The 19,322-nt window shown below is 64.2% G+C and carries 10 protein-coding genes; 2 read left to right on the top strand and 8 right to left on the bottom strand.

Annotated elements, in window-relative coordinates:
* Window positions 1–54: 54 nt before the first annotated feature.
* Window positions 55–933, bottom strand: coding sequence for a restriction endonuclease (locus AC27IQ_RS01255; protein ID WP_487087655.1), 879 nt, complete (start codon window positions 931–933; stop codon window positions 55–57).
* A gap of 245 nt (window positions 934–1,178) precedes the next feature.
* Between AC27IQ_RS01255 and AC27IQ_RS01260 the strand changes: the two genes are divergently transcribed.
* Window positions 1,179–3,992, top strand: coding sequence for a hybrid sensor histidine kinase/response regulator (locus AC27IQ_RS01260; protein WP_487087600.1), 2,814 nt, complete (start codon window positions 1,179–1,181; stop codon window positions 3,990–3,992).
* A gap of 55 nt (window positions 3,993–4,047) precedes the next feature.
* Here the strand turns inward: AC27IQ_RS01260 and AC27IQ_RS01265 are convergent, their stop codons facing one another.
* Genes AC27IQ_RS01265 through AC27IQ_RS01275 form a run of 3 tightly spaced genes read right to left on the bottom strand, consistent with a single transcriptional unit; the run spans window position 4,048 to window position 8,089 of the window.
* Window positions 4,048–6,411, bottom strand: a complete 2,364-nt coding sequence (locus AC27IQ_RS01265; RefSeq protein ID WP_487087602.1) for a xanthine dehydrogenase family protein molybdopterin-binding subunit — start codon at window positions 6,409–6,411, stop codon at window positions 4,048–4,050.
* A complete protein-coding gene (locus AC27IQ_RS01270; RefSeq protein WP_487087604.1) occupies window positions 6,408–7,490 on the bottom strand; it encodes an FAD binding domain-containing protein in 1,083 nt (360 codons plus the stop codon). Before AC27IQ_RS01270 ends, AC27IQ_RS01265 begins: the two co-directional genes overlap by 4 nt.
* Window positions 7,487–8,089: a (2Fe-2S)-binding protein gene (locus tag AC27IQ_RS01275; RefSeq protein ID WP_487087606.1), complete on the bottom strand. Its 603-nt coding sequence runs from the start codon at window positions 8,087–8,089 to the stop codon at window positions 7,487–7,489. Before AC27IQ_RS01275 ends, AC27IQ_RS01270 begins: the two co-directional genes overlap by 4 nt.
* A 295-nt stretch (window positions 8,090–8,384) precedes the next feature.
* On the opposite strand from AC27IQ_RS01275, the gene AC27IQ_RS01280 reads away from it, so the two are divergent.
* Entirely contained in the window at window positions 8,385–9,068 is a 684-nt protein-coding gene (locus tag AC27IQ_RS01280) for an MOSC domain-containing protein (protein ID WP_487087608.1), read from the top strand.
* Between the two features lie 39 nt (window positions 9,069–9,107).
* Here the strand turns inward: AC27IQ_RS01280 and AC27IQ_RS01285 are convergent, their stop codons facing one another.
* From AC27IQ_RS01285 to AC27IQ_RS01300, 4 genes are read right to left on the bottom strand one after another with little or no spacing between them, the layout of a single operon-like run.
* Window positions 9,108–9,317 carry an MbtH family protein gene (locus tag AC27IQ_RS01285; RefSeq protein WP_487087610.1) on the bottom strand — a complete coding sequence of 70 codons (210 nt, stop codon included), beginning with the start codon at window positions 9,315–9,317 and terminating at the stop codon, window positions 9,108–9,110.
* 19 nt (window positions 9,318–9,336) lie between these two features.
* Entirely contained in the window at window positions 9,337–10,659 is a 1,323-nt protein-coding gene (locus tag AC27IQ_RS01290) for a glycosyltransferase (protein WP_487087612.1), read from the bottom strand.
* 15 nt (window positions 10,660–10,674) lie between these two features.
* Window positions 10,675–14,964, bottom strand: coding sequence for a non-ribosomal peptide synthetase family protein (locus AC27IQ_RS01295; RefSeq protein WP_487087614.1), 4,290 nt, complete (start codon window positions 14,962–14,964; stop codon window positions 10,675–10,677).
* Window positions 14,961–18,188: an amino acid adenylation domain-containing protein gene (locus AC27IQ_RS01300; protein ID WP_487087616.1), complete on the bottom strand. Its 3,228-nt coding sequence runs from the start codon at window positions 18,186–18,188 to the stop codon at window positions 14,961–14,963. Before AC27IQ_RS01300 ends, AC27IQ_RS01295 begins: the two co-directional genes overlap by 4 nt.
* Window positions 18,189–19,322: the final 1,134 nt, after the last annotated feature.

Raw genomic sequence — 19,322 nt, forward strand, 5'->3', positions numbered from 1 at the left:
CGCTGTCGCTGGGCGCCCAAACCCTGCAAGGTCTGCGCACCGTGCAAAGCCCTTTCAGCCGTTGCGCGTTTCCCGGCAGGAAGGGTAATCAGAGCAACCCCAGAAAGATTGACCGGCCAGCACACCTCGCTTGGCTGTGCGCCGCACCATTCGGCTGCCGCATTGAGGGCAGGACACTTCGGACCGCACTGCCGCGGTTTCCTGAGGTGAGGAAGGCACCGACACCTTGGACGCGGTTTGCGGGGCCTGGCTGCGATCCGCAGTGGTTTCGCGAATGAGTTGCAGCAGTGCTGCACCATCGATCAGGCGGATGTTGCGCCCGCTGGCGAACGCCGTGGCGTCTTGCGTGAAGCGCCCTGAGGTCACCACGAAGCCGGCGGACGCCCCGTGGGCGGCCATCACGCCGTACAACTCGCGGACTACCTGGACGCCGACCTGGAAGGCTTTCCAATGCTTGCACTGGACGAGGGACATCTCCCCTGCCTTGGTGAGGACCAGATCCACCCCGCCATCCGCGCCCTCTTGCGCCCGCTCCTGCACCGCATAGCCGCGTCGCCGGAACCCCTCACCCACGAGCTTTTCGAAAGCCTGCCAGGACATGCCTTGCAAGGCCTGTGCGCTGGAGCTGGCGGTCCCGCAGTCGTCCAGCAGATGGCGCCGCTCCCGACGCCTCACGGCGGAAAGCACCGCGCCCGTCAGGCACACAAGCGGCAGCACGAATTGCCCGGCATAAGCCAGACTGCGCCAGAGCGCGCCGGTGATCACCTGTCCCATCTCGTGCGGCGTTCTCATCGCTGGCATGGGCTGGGATGCCAACATATGCAGCGCCCAATAAATCATGGCCGCCAGGCCAAGTCCAATCCACCATGGAAGCCGTGCCACCCAATCCATGAAATCGCCTGCGGCACTTTGTTTTTGACGTCTTCTTGCCATTTCTCCCCTCCTGCATTCCGCCAAGCGGATCAATCGAACATTTTGCAACAAATCTTCGGTCAGAGGCCAGGGGGCCAGAAAATTTGCGGAACAGAGGAGGAAAGGAATCTGCCCGGGCGGAGATAACATGCTGTCGCCTTCCACCCCTGCCCTGCACCCAGGCCACGCCGCAAAACGGTCATGCTTGCGCCTGCCCATTGCGCCACACCCGCCCGTCTCAGTGGACACAACGCCTTTCGAAACCCGTGCGCACCGTTCCCTTGAAAACCCAACTGCTGCTGGTGGCTGTGGCGGCGATCCTGCCGCTGGCGATCGTGTGCGGCATCTCCCTGTCCGCCCTTTTCGAAAGCCAGCGTGCGCAAAACGAGGCGTCGAGCCTGGGTGTCGCACGCGCGCTGTCCACGGCAGTGGAGGGAGAGCTGCGACTGACGATGTCCGCCTTGCAAACGCTGGCTCTGGCAGATCCGTTGGGCACGGCGGACGGCGAGGGCAGAGCGCAGGCCCTCGCACTCAGCCGGGCGGTGCGCGCCTCCCATCCGGAGTGGCGCGGCTTGCTGCTGGCGGACCCTTCCGGGCGCGTGGTGTTTTCCACTGAAACCGACCGCCCCAACAGCGCGAACGTGGTGGAGCGATCCAGCTTTGACGCAACCGTCCAGACCCGACGACCCGTCGCCGGGTCCATGGCGCGTGGTGCCGGGGGCAATCTGGCCTTTCCGGTCCGCGTTCCGGTGATACGGGATGGCGTGGTGAAATATGTGTTGACAGCCATCATTCGACCGGAGGCCATTGCCGCCGTGCTGCGTGCGCAGCGCGTTCCCGAAGGGTGGTACGTGTCCGTCTTCGATGCCAATCTGGCTCGCATCGCCCGCACGGTGGACGACGAAAAATGGCGGGGTTCCGGCCCCAGTGAATCGCTCAAGCCCCTTTTCCAGGCACTGGGCCACGATAAGCAAGAACTCCTGGGCACCAGCACCAATGTCGATGGTGTGCTTGCGAAGACTGTGCTCGCGCGGCTCGGCGAAGGGGGCTGGACGCTCGTCCTGGGCACATCGCTGTCGAAGGCAGAAAGCTCCTGGTGGCGCACCGCCGGGGCCTACGTGCTGGGTCTTCTGGCATCACTGGTTCTCGGGGGGACGGGTGCCTGGTGGATGTCGAAGTCCATCACAATGCCCATGCGCAGCCTGCGAGACGACGCCGATGCCCTGGGCCGGGGCGAATTGCGGCCATCCGGCATGTCGCGCATCACGGAAATCGACGCCGTGGCACGGGCGCTCGAATCGGCCGCCGTGCAGCGCGCCGGCAGTGAGGCAGAGCGGGAAGAGTTGCTGCAGCTTGAAAGCCATGCACGGTCCGCAGCCCAGGCGGCCGAACAGCGGCTGGGGTTGCTGGTCAATGCCAGTGCCGTACTTTCCGGATCACTGGAGGAGTCGGATACGCTCGACGCGATTGCCCGCCTGGTGGTGCCTGCCATCGGCGATGCCTGCCGGATCGATCTGCTGGATGAGCAAGGGGCCTTGCTTCCAAGGCTGAGCCACTCCAAATGGGCGGAGCACAGCGGCAGGCTTGCCGAACAGGACCACGTGCTGGTCCATGCCGCGGAAACGCCGCAGGTGCTGATCACCGCCCTCAAGACCGGCAAGCCCCGCCTGTATCCGTCCGGCCAGACCGGCGAAGTCGAGGGCCAGATCAAAGACATTTCAGCGCTTGTGCCGGAACTCGAAGCCGGCGCGGCCTGCGTCGTTCCACTCATTGCGCGGGGACGCACCATCGGCACCATGGCGGTGCTCCAGGCCGGTCCTAACCGCATCTTTGAAGCGGAAGACAGCGCACTGATCGGCGAACTTGCGCAACGCGCAGCCTTGGCGCTGGACAATGCGCTGCTCTTGTCGGAGGCACGGAAGGCGCAGCGCGAAGCCGAGTCGGCCAACCGCGCGAAAGATGAATTCCTGGCCATGCTGGGCCATGAACTCCGCAACCCTCTGGCCCCCATCGTGCTGGCCCTGCAGTTGATCGCCCGCCGCGATCCCACGGCATTTTCCCGGGAACGTGAAATCATCGACCGGCAGGTCAAGCACCTGTCGCGCCTGGTGGACGACCTGCTCGACATCTCGAGAATCGTGTCGGGAAAGATCACCCTGTCGCTGGAACCCGTGGATCTCCGAGAGGTGATGGAGCGTGCGCTGGAGCTGACGATGCCCGCCTTGCAGGCGCGCAGCTCCACGCCCCAGTTGAGCATGCCGACGACGCCTGTCCTCGTGCAGGGCGAATTGCTTCGGCTCGTTCAGATCGTCTGCAACCTGCTCAACAACGCCGCGAAATTCAGCCCACCGGACACACCCATCCGGATGGAACTCGCCAGCGAGGCGGGCTGGGCAGTGCTCCGCGTCAGCGATGAGGGCGTGGGCATCCCTGCCCACCTGCTCCACCACGTATTCGAGCGGTTCGTGCAGGGTGAGCAGGCCTTGGAGCGCGCGTCCGGGGGGCTCGGCCTGGGACTGGCCATCGCCCGCAGCTTGACGGGCCTGCACTCCGGCACCATCAAGGCGCACAGCGACGGACCGGGCAAAGGAAGCACTTTCACGCTGCGGTTGCCCTTGCTCGGCCAACCACAGGCCACCGATGACCCGCGAGGAGATACGGGATCGGAGGCCTTGCCTGCATTGCGACTGCTTTTGGTCGATGACAATACCGATGCCGCCGACCTTTTGGCGGAGTGGCTGGTAATGGAAGGCCATCGGGTACGGGCCACCTACAGTGCCGCTGGCGGCCTCGCCCAGTTGGCCGAAGCACGGTTTGACGCGGCCATCTTCGACATCGGCCTGCCCGAGATCAGCGGGTACGAACTGGCGCGCCGCGTTCGCTCTCAGCCAGACACCCGGCACCTTCCTTTGATTGCATTGACAGGCTATGGAAGCGATGCCGACCGGCTGCTCGCGCTGGAGGCAGGTTTCGACGACCATTTCTCCAAGCCGGTGGACATGGGCAGATTGCTGGAGCGCCTGAGGGCGCTGCTGGCCGATCGCCACGAAAAGGACGCAGCATGGCATCCACGCCCATGAATCCGGACTGACGACCCGCCACGATCCGGTCGCATGCGGCGGCAGCCCTGGCCGCCTACAGGGACACAGCGTCCTCCGCGGAAGACGGCACGGCCGGTGGTGCAGGGAGCATCACCTTGTCAGGCGTCATGGGGGTGGAGCGAACGCGCCGGCCAGTGGCATGGAAGATGGCATTGCACACGGCCGCCGCCACACCCACGATACCGATCTCGCCCACCCCCTTGGCGCCCAGGCGGCTGACGATCCGGTCATCCTCCTGCACAAAAATCACGTCGATCGGCGGAATGTCGGCGTTGGTGGCAATGTGGTATTCCGCATAGTTGTGGTTCATGAACCGGCCCAGGGCATGGTCGGTCTGCGTCTCTTCATGCAATGCCTGGCTGATACCCCAGACCACGCCCCCGGTGATCTGGCTGTGGGCCGTTTTGGCATTGAGAATGCGCCCCGCAGCGATGGCACTGACGACCCGCGTGACACGAACCGTTCCCAGAGCCTCGTCTACCCGCACTTCGCAGAACACGGCGGAGTGGGTGGCCCTGACGAACTTCTTTTGCCGGAGCACGTTGGGAAGCATGAGGTGCCGCACCTCGATCATCGAGCGCCCTTGCGACGCCAGGATGTCGGCGAACGTGACACCCAAGTCCTGCGGTGGGGCGTCCCGGCGACGCATGCGACCCTCCTTGAATTCCACCTCCTGGAGCAGCACCTTGCCGAAGCCCATGCTCCGACTGCGCCTTGCCAGCGCCCAGAGCAACCGTTGCAGCTTCTCGCATGCGCCCTCCACCGCGGCACCGACCGTCGCTACATGCGACGAGCCGCCTTCCACAGGGGCCAACGGCAGGTTCGAGTCGCCCAGGGCGAAGGTTACCTGTTCCAGTGGCAATCCCATCGCTTCGGCGGCGATCATGGCCATCACCGTGTAGGTGCCGGTACCGATGTCGGAGGCCGCACTGCTCACGACCAATCGCCCGTCCGCATACATCACCGCGCGAACGCGCGCGAACATCTGCATGGCATCCCAGGTGCCCGTGGCCATGCCCCAGCCAATCAGCTCTCGCCCCTGCTGCATGGAACGTGGCTCCAGCGGGCGCTGCGCCCAACCGAACCGCTCCGCACCTTGCTGGTAGCACGCATGCAGCTCCTTGGTAGAAAAGGGCAACCCCTTGGAGGCATCGCGATCGGCGTAGTTCTTGAGCCGCAAGATCAGCGGATCCATGCGCAGCTGATAGGCCAATTCGTCCATGGCCACTTCCAGCGCGTGCACGCCATGGGCGGCACCCGGTGCGCGCATATCGAGGGGGCTGTACTGGTCGAGAGGGACCAATCGGTAGCCGAGGCTGACGTTGTCGCACTGATAGAGCTGGCCGGACCAGTTCACCACCACTTCCACGTAGTCTTCAAGGCGCGAAGTCTCTGCCACAGCTTCGTGCATGACAGCCTTCAGAGAACCATCGTGGTCCGCGGCCAGCCTGACGCGCTGCCATGTCTCGGGCCGGTGCCCGAACGTGAACATCTGCTGGCGCGTGAGCACCACCCGCACCGAACGCTGCAGGTGCAATGCAGCCATCACCGCCAGGATGAGCTGGTACTGCGGCCGCAGGCCCGACCCGAATGCCCCGCCAACGAAGGGATTGCGAACGGTCACCTCCTCCTGCGAAAGACCGAACACGCGCGACACCACCCACCGGCTGTTCTGCGGGCTCTGGGTCTTGTCATAGATGGTGAGATGGCCATCGGCACTGCGCAGTACGGTGGAGGCATGCATCTCCATCGGATTGTGGTGCTCCACGCCGCTGTAGTACTGGGCATCGATCCTGACCGGAGCCGCGCCGAACGCTCGGGGGGCATTCCCCCGGGGCTTGGGTGGCGGTGAGTAGCCAGCCTTGAGCCGGCTCGGTTCCCGCGCATGGCGCAAGTTGTGCACCAGATGGGTCTCGTGTTTTTCAACCTCGTAATCCAGCTCCACCAAGGCAGCGGCACAGCGCGCCGCCTCGAACGACGTGGCAACCACCAGCGCGACCGGCTGGCCGCTGTAGTGGATGCGCGCGTCGTGCAGGGGCTTGAACGGCGAGCCCCCAGGGGAAGTCATGTCCTTGTAGAAAAGATCGAGCGACCGAACCGCGGGGCGGTTCATGTGTGTGATGACATCGAGCACGCCCGGCACTGCACGCGCTCGATCCGTCCGCAGATTCAGAATCCGCCCTTTTGCCACGGTGCTGTTGACGACCACTCCATAAATCAGGTCATCGCTGGCATGCTCCGCAGCGTAGCGCGCCTGGCCCATGACCTTGAGGCGGCCATCGATGCGGGAGACGGGCGCACCCGTCTTCACCAGCCCGGTGCCAGGCTCCGCCATGGGCTGCTGGGAGAGGGCCTGCCCGGCGCCGGGGTCTGTGCGGAAATCATCGTGGGTGCTCATGGTTGAAATTCCTGTACAGGTCCGGTACCCAGCTCTCCGGTGTTGGTCAGTTCGCCATCGCGCGCCATCTCGAGCGCACGCACGATGGCACGCCGGGCCAGAACAATCTTGAAACGGTTGTCACCGGGTCCACCCGGGGCCCCGTGGCCGCAGGCATCCCGCAAGAGCAACTGCGCCGCCGCATGGAAGGCCGCAGCTTCCGGCGGCTGCCCCTCCAGAATCTGTTCCGCTTCGGCGTCGCGCCAGGGCTTGTGGGCCACGCCGCCCAACGCAATGCGAGGGCTTCGCATCAGCCCGGCAGCGTCCAGCTCGAACGCCGCAGCCACCGACACCAGGGCGAAGGCATAGGAGGCCCTGTCACGCAGCTTCAGATAGGTGCTGTGCTGCTGCAGCCCGTTGGCCGGCAGTTCGATGTGCACGATGAGTTCATCGCCCGACAGCGTGTTGTCGCGCTGCGGCGCGTTGCCTGGCAATCGATGGAAATCGGCGAACGCGATGGTTCGCTGCCCGTTCGGCGATTGCACATGCACCGCCGCATCGAGCGCGGCAAGCGCCACGCACATGTCCGACGGATGCGTGGCCACGCAATGGTCGCTGGTCCCCAGGATGGCCAGTTGCCGGGCCAGCCCTTCACGCGCGGGACAACCCGTGCCCGGCTCACGTTTGTTGCAGGGTGTTCCCGTGTCGTAGAAGTAGTGGCACCGCGTGCGCTGCAACAGGTTGCCCCCATTGGTCGCCATGTTGCGAATCTGCGGCGATGCGCCCGCCAGGATGGCCGCCGACAGCAACGGATAGCGTTCGCGCACCAAGGGATGGCGCGCAGTGGCCGCATTCCGTGCCATGGCTCCAAGGCGCACGCCTCCATGGGGCAGGGCCTCGATGGAGGCCAGCGGCAGGCGGCTGATATCGATCAGCCACTGTGGGCGCACGACGTCTTCTTTCATCAGGTCGATCAGGTTGGTTCCCCCCGCGAGAAACTTGGCCTGCGGTGCGGTCTCGCCAGAGTCTGGCGCTTGGCCGCGCATTGCAGACAGGGCGGCATCCGCAGTGGCGACGGCTTCGTACCCGAATGCCCTCATGCCTGGCTCCCCTGCACCTTGAAGGGGCCGGGCGATGAATAACACATGGCATCGACCCGGATGCCAGCCACCTGAGCGACCGCCTGCACGATCTGCGGATAGGCCCCGCAACGGCAGAGGTTACCGCTCATGCGCTCCCGAACCTCCTCAGCCGTGTGCACTCCCCCTTCGTTCAGCAGACCCACCGCGGAGCACAACTGCCCTGGTGTGCAATAGCCGCACTGGAATGCGTCATGGTCGATGAAGGCCTGCTGCAAGGGATGCAGTCCGGTGTCTGTGAGCCCTTCTCCGGACAGGGCGGGCAGCCCCTCCACCGTGATGATGTCCACCCCATCCTGCATGACCGCGAGCGTGAGGCACGCGTTGATGCGCTTCCCATCAGCCAGCACTGTACAAGCGCCGCACTGGCCATGATCGCAGCCTTTCTTGGTTCCCGTTAGCCCCAGCCGATCGCGCAGCAGGTCAAGCAGCGTGACCCAACTGGGAACTTCGACATGGTGGTCTTGGCCATTCACGCGCAGTCGCACGGAGTGGGCAGAAGCAAAGCGGTCGCCGCAGTTCTCATTGCGAGCTGCCGACAAAGGTTGGCTGGATTGCATGGCGCTTCTTTCACGGCCTGGTGGGCGAGCCAGTTTGCTCGGCAGGCCGCAGCCAGGTTGTAGGAATTGCGCCTGCATCCGCCGTCGCATGGAAATTTCTGTCAAGCTGTGGAACAAAGCTCTGCCCACACGCCGTTCCCGCCCCTTGCCGCCTCCCCAGATGCCAGTCGCTGCCCCTGCGGGTGCCCTCACTTTGCAGTTTCCCCCATCCATGCCCTGGCGGGCCGTGGGCACCCTGCAAGGTCTGTGCTTGCACAGTCAGGCCGCTCCAGGCCCCCAGTTGGTATCGGAGGCCATGGCCATGACCGATCAGGGATTGCTTGGCGACCGGTATGCCAATCGGCTTTCGCCACGCCAGGTTTTGCTGGCGGGGATAGATGCGTATCGCGACCTCCAACTGCCACCTTCCACGCTGCGCGAAAACCTTCTCATCGATGGCCCCACGGCAAGCCTGCCCTCCGGGTCGCTGTTGAGAATCGGCCCGGAGGTGGTGCTCTGGATCACCTTCCAATGCGAGCCCTGCGCCCGCCTGGAGCAATGCCGGCCGGGCGTCGTCAAAGCGTTGAAGGGACGTCGCGGCACACTGGCGCGGGTGCTGCAAGGCGGCATGCTGCGGGTGGGCGATGCCATTTGCAAAGGACCTGCGCCGATTCCCCCTCTGAGCGACGATTGGAAGGATCGCATCGTCGACATCGTGCGGCGGATACCGGCTGGCAAGCGAGTCGGGTATGGGCAGTTGGCCGAACTCGCTGGCGTCGCCAAGGGGTACTGCCGGGCATTCCCACGGGTGTTGAGCCAGTGGTGTCCTGACATGGCAGAGCGTGCGCAAGCAGGCATGGTGACGCATGCACAAGAGCGCTGGGAGGGCACCGAACTCTTTGATATGCATGCCCTCCTGGCTGCGCAGGCCGCGCGCCACGGAATGGGCGTCCAGACCGTCGCATGGGCCGCACAAGGGTTTCCGGAAAAAACGCGTTGAATCCCGAAGGAAATTTCGCGGCGGCCGATGGCACGGCGATCAACCGCCCATTGCGACGACCAGTGAACGGGGCCGCATGTCCCTCCAGTGCGTTTCGATGTACGAACGGCACGCTGCTCTGTCGGATGCAGGCAAGGCCACCTCCCAGCCAGCGGGCACATCGAGAAACTCGGGCCACAGTGAGTGCTGGCCTTCGGGATTGGTCAGCACCAGGAAACGGCCGTTCTCGTCGTCGAATGGATTGCTCATGTCAGGTCTCCTTGGAAAATCATGCAAATTCCGCGATGGCGGGGGCTCTTTCATGCAACGTCACCAGGGCCGATGCGATCTCGGTCAGCGCGTGGTGGCGTGCGAAATCCAGTCGCAGCGCTTGGGCGCGCTGCCGGTAGGAAGGGTCGTCCAGCAGTTTGCGCACCGCATCGCCGATTTGACGCGCGCTGGGCTGCCCGGTGGCCAGGTTGATGCCGGCGCCCGACCAGGCGACTCGCGCGGCGATTTCCGGCTTCTCCTCGGTCGCGCCCGCCACGGCCAGCGGCACGCCCAGACTGAGCGCATGGTTGACCGAGCCATATCCACCATTGGTGACCATGGCGTGCACCTTGGGCAACAGCCGGTCATATGGCAAAAATGGCACCACACGGGCGTTGGCGGGCAGCATCGCGGCGCTGAGGCCTGGGGGCACTGGTCCGCCCGTGGTCGCAATCACCTGGATGTCATCGAACCTGGCCAGCGCCTGCACGGTGGGCCCGATCAACTGCGCAGGGTTCTGATTGGCCAGCGTGCCCTGCGTGACCAACACGACGGACCGGCCGTCATCCAGTTCGGGCCACCAGCCAGGTGGGTTGAAGTCGGCACGTGACGGTGCCAGCAGCGGCCCCACGAACCGGACGGAGCCAGGCAGGTCGCTGCGTGGATATTCGAAAGATGCCGACGTCAGTTGGAGATACCGATCCGGCAGCGTCACCATCGCATCGATGAAAAAATGGGGCAGTGCCGGCGCTCCCAAGCGCGCCAGTTCACCATTGAAATGGCGTTGCACATCGCCGAACATCACCTGCTGAAGATTGCGGTTCATGGCTTGGTTGCGAGTGCGACCTTCGGCCGTGGACGAAGGCGGCAGCGCCGTGCCAAAAAAGGCAGTGTCCCGGCTGGACAGCGCCAGCGCCGAAATGCCGATGGCGACGATGGCGGGCCGCTCCTCCCGCGGTCCCAGCAGCATCGGGAACGTGCCGCAAAACATCGTGTCCACCAAAATGGCATCGGCATCGAAATGCGCCAGGATGCGCCGCAACCCCGCCAGTTGCGGCGCCATCGCGTCGGCAAAGAAGTGCTTCAGTCCAAAGCACAGCTGCGCATGGGCGGAAGGCTGTTGCAGACGTTGCGGAAACCGCCGGTCCAGCTCCTGGTGCTCGAAGTCAATCGACGGATCGAACGCGGTGAAGGACGCGCCCGTGGCCAGGGCCTGTTCCTTGAAGTGGCTGGCAGTGTGCACCCGCACCTGGTGTCCCTGACGCACCAGATGCTGGGCGATGGCCAGCATGGGCAACACATGTCCCGGCAGGGCGGTTGCTGCAATGAGATAACGTGCCATGGTTTCCTCCTTCGTTCAAGAAATGCTGGTTTCCAAGGCACGGTGTGCCTTGGCATCGATACCCAGATCGACGAAATAGCGGTGCAGCAGATCACGATCCACCGGCCGGATTGCCGCACCGATGGATTCAAGTTGCGCGTGGGTTGCCGCGCCGCACACCTTCGGTGGCGTGGCCGATGCGTCATAGCGGTCCAGGATGGCCAGCACGGCAGCCAAATCGCGGTCCTGCCCCTCGGCCAGCCGCACGTGGGCACGCCGCAGCCAGGACTCCAGCGCCACCGGTTCCAGATGCAGCCCGAGACGCTCGAACACCGGAGGAATGTCCCGCACCCGCAGCGGCGCCGGACTCACCAGGTGGTACACCTGCCCCCACGAAGATGCCCGGGCAGCCAGGCCCAGGATGGCCCGCGCCACATCGTCCACCGGGGTCATGTTCAGAGGCAAGTCCATGTCGGGGATGGACTGCAGGTCCGCATACAGGTGTGCCACCCGCCAGATCAGGTCAGCGGCATTGCAAATCGCGTGATCGTGGTCACCGGTCACGGCACCGAGCCGATAGATGGCCACCGGCATTCCCCGCGCCTGCGCTTCCCGGGCCAACGCGTCGGCGACCCACTTGCTCTGGCTGTAGCCGTCCACCAGGCCGTTCCAGGAAGGCAGCGCCGAACGCTCCGTGACCGTGCCACCGTCCTCGTTCTGGCCAATCACGGCCAGCGTCGAGACGTAATGCAGGGTCTTGGGCCGCCCTTGCGATGTCCATTCGAGCAATGTGACCACGCTGTCCACATTGGGGCCCTTCAGGCTGGCGTACGGATGCAGAAAATCCACCTGCGCGGCGCAGTGGTAGATGGAGTCGCAGCCGTCGCGGACCCGTTGCACGGCGGCTTCATCCAGCCCCAACTGCGGTGCACCCAGATCGCCCGTGACCACCTGGATTCGCGCATCGTCCCATATCGCGCCAAGCTGCCGCTCTGCCATGGCGCGTTGCAGGCGCTGCCGCCCCTGCGCCTCGTCGGCAGCCCGCACGTGGCAGACCACGCAAGCCGAGGTGTCGCGCAACAGCGCAGCCAGCAGATGGCTTCCGACGAATCCGCTGGCCCCGGTGAGAAAGACATGCGCCGGCGTCAGACTGGGCGCCCCGGGCTGTCCCTGGATGTGCTCTGGTAAATGGATCTCGCGCGCCAGATCCAGGGAGGTTCCATCGTCGCCGGCTTGGTCCATCCATTGGGCCAATTGTGCGATCGACGGGCGGTTGTAAACCTCCGCATGAGGAAAGTCGGGGTGGATCTGGTCCCGGATCCGCATGCCCAACTGGATTGCCATCAGCGAATGGCCACCGATTTCGAAAAAATTGTCGTGAATGCCCACTCTCGGCAAATGCAGGATGTCAGCCCACAACGCGGCCAAAGCGATTTCCGTGTCGGTGCGCGGGGCGGCGTAAGGCTGGTCGCCCGGCGCCTGCGGCTCGGGTAGCGCCTTACGGTCCAGCTTTCCACTCGGGCTCAGCGGCAGTGCCGGTAATTGAACGAACGCCGACGGCACCATGTACTCGGGCAGCGACAGCGCCAGATGGCTGCGCAGTTCCCCTGACGCAGGCTCGCCCTCACCGGTGGACACCACGTACGCCACCAGCCGCTTTTCCCCCGCCACGTCCTCGCGGGCTATCACCGCCGCCTGCGCCACCAGAGGGTGCTGCAGCAAGGCCGATTCGATCTCTCCCGGCTCAATGCGCAAGCCCCGGATCTTCACCTGCTGGTCGGCCCGGCCCAGGAAGTCCAGGCTGCCGTCGGTGCGCCAGCGCGCCAGATCGCCTGTGCGGTACATGCGGCTGCCCGGACCGCCATACGGATTGGCCACAAAGCGCTCTGCGCTCAGCACTGGGCGCCCCAGGTAGCCCCGCGCCAGGCCCATGCCTGCGATGTACAACTCGCCCGTCACCCCCACGGGCACCGGCTGAAGGTCTCCGTCCAGCACGTACATATGCGTGTTGCAGATCGGTTGCCCGATCGATGGCACAGTCCCGGCCTGCATGGGCTCGCTCAGGCTCGCGCAGATCGTGATCTCCGTCGGGCCGTAGGCGTTGATCATGCGCCGCCCTGTCGCCCACTGCGCTGCGAGCGCGGGCGGGCACACATCGCCACCGACCACCAGCGTGCGCAGCGCTGGAAATTCGCCGGGCGGCACCGAAGCCAGCGCGGCAGGCGGAATCAGGGCATGGCTGATCGACTGGCGAACCAGCCCCTGCGCCAGATCCTGTCCCAGCCATGGCGCAGGCCCGGGCAACACCAGCGCCGCGCCAACGTGAAAGGCCATCAACAGGTCCATCACCGAAGCATCGAAACCACTGGAAGAAAACTGCAGTACGCGGGCGTCCTGCCCAATGTCCATCTGCTCGGCCATGGAAGCGGCCAGGGAGTGAAGGCCTGCGTGCGGCACCACGACCCCCTTCGGGGTTCCGGTGGAGCCCGACGTATAGATGAGGTATGCCGCCTCCTGCGCGTGAGGGCTATCACGGTGTCGCGCAGCGCCCCAACCGCCTGGGCGGCTGTCCGGCTGGATCGCCAGGGCCGCAACCGTCAGGTCGCTGTCAAGCGCCATGCAATGCGCCACATCGCTCAGCCTCGGCAGCAGCGCTTCGTGCGTAAGGACGGCGGTGGGAGCGGCCTCTTGAAACACCAGCGCACTGCGTCCTGCCAGATGGTTCGGATCGAGGGGCAGGTAAGCTGCCCCCGCCTTGACGATGGCCAGGTGCGCTACGACCAGATCGAGCGAGCGCGGCAGCACCGTCGCGACGATGGACCCAGCAGCCACGCCCCGTGCCTGCAGCAGGTGGGCCAGGCGGTTCGCCCGTGTGTCGAGCTCGCCATAGCGGATCGTGGTGCCATCCAGAATCACCGCAGGTGCCTGGGGTCGCTGGCTGGCGTGGTTCTCAACCATCGAGGCAATCGTCTTGGTAACCAAGGGGCGCTCGAAGCCGCTCCACTCCTGCAACAAACGGCGGCGCTCCTGGGGATGCAGGATGTCGATGCGGCTCATCGCCTCGTCCGGGGTGTCGCACGCCTGTTCCAGCCAGCTTACCAGCCGGACCGCCAGGGACTCCACGGTGGACCTGTCGAACAGATCGGTGCTGTATTGAATGCCACCCGAGATCCCACCGGGCAGGCCATCGTGATGGCGTTGCTCCGTCAGGATGAAGGACAGATCGAATTTGGCAGTGTCCACGGCCACAGGCTGCGGCGTGATCGACAGCCCCGGAAGACTGAATGACAACCGGCTGCTGTTCTGGAATCCCAGCATGACCTGAAACAGCGGCAGATTGGACCGCGAGCGCCCCGGCCGCAGCAACTCCACCAGGCGGTCGTAAGGAAAATCCTGGTTCGCATAGGCCGACAGATTGGTGGTACGCACACGCGCAATCAGTTCGCGCAACCCTGGCTGGCCCGACGTATCGGTACGCAAAACGAGCGTGTTAACGAAACAGCCGATCAGCCCATCCAGGGCGTGGTCACTGCGCCCCGCGACCGGGCTGCCGATCACGATGTCGTCGCCAGCCCCCAAGCGGCTCAGCAACGCGGCCAAGGCAGCCTGGAGCACCATGAAAACGCTGGCTTGCCCGTCTCGGGCCAGCTGCAGCATGCGTTCATGGACCGCAGCCGGTATGTGCAGCGGGACCACGTCGCCACGGTGGCTGGGCACCAGGGGGCGGGGACGGTCGACAGGCAATGCCATTTGCTCAGGCAGGTCGCGCAGCGCGTCATGCCAGAACCTGCGCTGCCGGCCGGCCAGGCTATCGGGATCGTCTTCGCTGCCCAGCAGCGCCTGCTGCCACAGTGCGTAGTCAGCGTACTGGAGCGGCAGCGGCTCCCATTCTGGAGTCTGGCGGCTGCAACGCGCGGCGTAGGCCACGCTCAGGTCCCGCGCCAATGGCAGCAGCGAAGCACCATCGCCTGCGATGTGTTGGGTGAGCAGCAACAGCACATGCTCGTCCTCGGCCAGCCGGAACAGCGAGACCCGCAAAGGCATCGAATGGCACAGGTCGAAGGCGTGGCGGGCCGCCGCGTGCAACTGCGCAGTCAAATCGTCTTCGCAGGCCTCCGCCTCAATCACGGGTGGGTGGGCGTCGGCACCGTCAAGGATCTGTTGGTATGGCAGTCCCGCCTCATGCGGGTAGACCGTGCGCAAACTCTCATGACGCTGCACCAGATCGCCCAAGGCGGCGTGCAGCGCCACGCGGTCTAGCATGCCGGACAAACGCAACGCCAGGGGCATGTTGTAGGCCGGATTGGCACCGTCCAGCTGGTTCATGAGCCACAGGCGACGTTGTGCGGACGACAGCGGAATCCGCGCCGGGCGGGCATCGGTGCCAGGCGCGGCCGCACTACCGCCTCCTGGTCCAGCCGTTCCGCCAGCCCCGCAATGGTGGAGACCTGGAACAAGGTGCCCAGGGGCAGATCGATCAGGAACTGCTGCCGGATCATCGAGATCAACTGCACGATCATCAGAGAATGCCCACCCAACTCGAAGAAGTTGTCGTGAATGCCGACACGGGGCAGATGCAGTGTCTCGGCCCACAGGTCCGCGAGTGCCTTCTCCGTCGGTGTGCGCGGTGCCGCATAAGCAACGGCGCTTTGTACCTCTGGCGCAGGCAGCGCCTTGCGGTCCAGCTTTCCACTCGGGCTCAGCGGCAATGCCGGTAATTGAACGAACGCCGATGGCACCATGTACTCGGGCAGAGACAGCGCCAGATGGCTGCGCAGTTCCCCTGACGCAGGCTCGCCCTCACCGGTGGACACCACGTACGCCACCAGCCGCTTTTCCCCCGCCACGTCCTCGCGGGCTATCACCGCCGCCTGCGCCACCAGAGGGTGCTGCAGCAAGGCCGATTCGACCTCTCCCGGCTCAATGCGCAAGCCCCGGATCTTCACCTGCTGGTCGGCCCGGCCCAGGAAGTCCAGGCTGCCGTCGGTGCGCCAGCGCGCCAGATCGCCTGTGCGGTACATGCGGCTGCCCGGACCGCCATGCGGATTGGCCACAAAGCGCTCTGCGCTCAGCACCGGGCGGCCCAGGTAGCCCCGCGCCAGGCCCATGCCCGCGATGTACAACTCGCCCGTCACCCCCACGGGCACCGGCTGGAGTCCACTGTCCAGCACCACCATTTGCGTGTTCCAGATGGGGTGGCCGATGGGTACGCCCTCCGAACCCGGCTCCATCAGCGGCGTGCTTGGGCAGGCCCATGCAGTCACATCGACAGCCGCCTCCGTGGGACCGTACAAGTTGTGCAGTTCACATCCCAACTGCTGGTGAAATTTGCCTGCCAGCGCAGACGACAGGGCCTCGCCGCTGCAGACCACGCGCCGCAGGCTGGCACAGGCGGATGCTGCCGGCTCCAGCAGGAAGACCTCCAGCATCGAGGGCACGAAATGCAGGGTGGTGATGCCTTCGCGAACGATGATCTCGGCCAGGTAGGCTGCATCCTTATGCCCTCCCGGCTTGGCAAGCACCAGCGTGGCGCCGTCGATCAGGGGCCAGAAGAACTCCCACACCGACACATCGAAGCTGGAAGGGGTCTTCTGCAGCACTCGGTCATCGGCTTGCAGGCCATATTGGTTCTGCATCCACCGGAGCCGGTTGACGATGGCACGGTGCGATACAGCGACCCCCTTCGGATTTCCGGTCGATCCAGACGTGTAGATCACATAGGCCGGCTGCGCCGTGTCAAGCGTTCCCAGCGGCTCCGGGCGGGTCTCGGGATGTCTGCCCAATTCGTCGATGGTTTCCGGGTCATCGAACAGCACAAACGACACTGGTGCGGCCAGGGTTTGCGCTAAAGACTTGGTCGTGACAAGGCATACCGGCCGGGCATCGCCCAGCATGTAGGCAATGCGATCCGCCGGAAAGTCCGGATCAACCGGCAAATAGGCGGCCCCGGTTTTCAGAATGGCCAGCAAGGCCACCATGAGATCCAGCGACCGCGGCACGGCGATTGCCACAACACGCTCCGGCCCTGCGCCACGCGCACGCAGCAGGTGCGCCAACCGATTCGCCCTTTGATCCAGTTCACCACGGCTCAGCACTTGGTCCTCGAACCGCAAGGCAGTGGCTTGGGGGTCAGCCAGCAAACCAGCCTCAATGCAGGTAGACAGGTGAATGTCGGGCACCGCCTGCTCCGTGTCATTCCAACCCGCCAGCACCTGTTGGCGCTCCTGCGCGCCCAGCAACTCGATGCGTCCGATGGCCTGATCCGGCCGCTCGATCACGGCCGCCATGAGCGTCAGCAGCCGCCGCTGATGCTCGGCCAGGGTCTGTGCGGTGTACAGCGCTGGATTCGCATCGAAATCGATCTGCAGATCCTGGCCGTTGCCGCGCTCGTACAGAAAGATGCCCAGATCCTCTGCCGTTCCGTTGGAAAGATTACGTGGTTTGGCCACGTGCCCCGCAAAACGGAAGTCGTAGTCGAAAGGCTCCACATTGACGACCGTGGTGAAGAGTTGCCGGTGGTTCAGCAGAAGATTCAAATCACCCCGCAGGGTCTCGTAGCGATAGCACTGGTGCCGCAGGATCTGGCGCATCTGGCGGCCCACTTCGCGAACGAGCTCAGGGAAGGAAAGGTCAGGGCGCATGGACAGGCGCAGCGGCAATGCATTCGCCACCATGGCAGGAACCCGTCGCATGCGCTCGTTGTGCCGCGCGGTGACCGGGATGCCGATCACCATGTCTTCAACCCCCGTGGTGCGATAGAGATAGGCAGCCGTCGTGGCGATCAGGATCTGAGGCAGCGTGCTTCCCCAGGCCTGGCCGATGGCATGAAGCGCTTGAACGCTGGCGGCCGGCAGGTGCACGGTCTGGCGCAGCAGGCCGCCGATGTTCACCGACTGACGCGACGCCAGGGTCAAGGGTTCCGGCACGTCAGCAAAGCGCTCCATCCAGTATTGGCGGTCCCTCGGAAACCGACCGGATTCACGGTAGGCGCGCTCCTCTTCGGCCAACTGTGCCATCGGTGCAAGTCGCGAGGTTTCAGGAATGGTGTTCCCCTGGGCCAGCGCCGTGTAGATATCCGCAATGCGCCGCGCCACCAGGCCGCCACCGAAACCATCCAGCAGGATATGGTGGCTGCGCTGATAGCAGACATGCCGCCCTGGCGCGAGTCGGATCAGCGCGCAGAGCCACAACTGCCCTGATGCCAGTTCTGCCCGATGACTGAAATCAGCCTGCATCCATGCCTGCGCTGCGGCCATCGGGTCGGCCTCGCCGCTGAAATCGAGGAAGGGCAACTCTCCATTGAAGGTCGGTGCGAGCACCTGCTTCGGGCCTTGCCCCGCATCGAGAAAGTTGAGCCGCGTGGCCTCGGCTTCGTCGGTGACTCGGCGCACCGCCTCGGCGAACAATGCGGGATCGATGTCTCCCTCGATGTCGATGGCCTCAGCCAAATTGAAGTTGGTGTCTGCCGAAGCGAACTGAGACCCCAGCCACATGGCCATCTGGCCTGCCATGAGCTCGGCGGAGCCACCGGATTGATCGACCGTATTCATGCAATTCTCCCTGTCGTATGGACGAAAGTCAGCATCCGCACCTGCACCGCACGGACGTATGTCGCTCTTGAAATCGTTATTGGCAGGCTCGCAAGAGCCTGAGATCGCGCTGGCCGGCCAGAGCCGGCCGGGTGTGGAACGTGCCGGCATCGCGCGGCCTTGGCGGCCCGCGCCTGCCGGGCTTAGTCGACGTTCGAGATCAAGGGAAGAAAGCCCTTCACCGCCGCCCTGGAAAACCGCCTGAATGCAACGGCCAGCCGGCCTCGCCCCCGCCGCATGGCGGAGCAGTGGCGCGTTGCAGCGGCGTTAGGCAAAAACATCCACACACATCCAATGCGCCAAAGACACCGGAGCGTTTACTCGCGTGGGGGCGCCGGTAGGCGGAGCAAGACCAAGCCCTCCCATGGCCCGCGGGTGGAAACATTCTGCGGCGTCCGACGTCGCTTTTTTGAATGCACGCCCGCAGACGCAACCCCGGCCTCCCAGCACCTTGGACGCCCATGCAATGACGCGCCTTCCAAATCACGCCCATACGCTGCGCCCACCCTCTCCATTGATTCAATGACATGAATCCCTCCCGTCCCTGTCCATTACGGCTGTTTATTTTGAGCCGACACATTTATTTTCAAAAAGTCTATTAGGGGTGGCCGCTCTCAATGCAAGGGTTTACCCTTATTATTCAAACAGTGAATAATCCCCTCAAACGCAATTCCACAAAAAACCGTTACCAATAGAAAAATATAATGATCAATCACTGCCCGTTCCACCATTCCATATCGCACACAGGCCATGAGTACTCCGAGATGAGATTCAGGCCCCCTTCTGCTAACGATGAATGCCTCACGCACCAAAGTATTTTTTACTTACAGTATCGATAAATATTTGAGATTCTTTATTCACATAACCACAAAGAATGTCTTATCGGACACGAGAAAAAAACTTCTTATGAATTCTTATCAGATGCAATTATTGAAGGAGTTGATTAAATCAATTATCGGTATTTGATAAAAATGGGAAAACTGCTTAATCACATCGACAGAAACATCCACGCTCGTGGTGCGGCGACGCTGCAGAGCCATCCAGCCTCCAGTGAATCAATCGCCCGGACGCGCTTGGCATGCCCGCCAACCAAGT

Source organism: Acidovorax sp. KPB24-07, assembly GCF_057543315.1.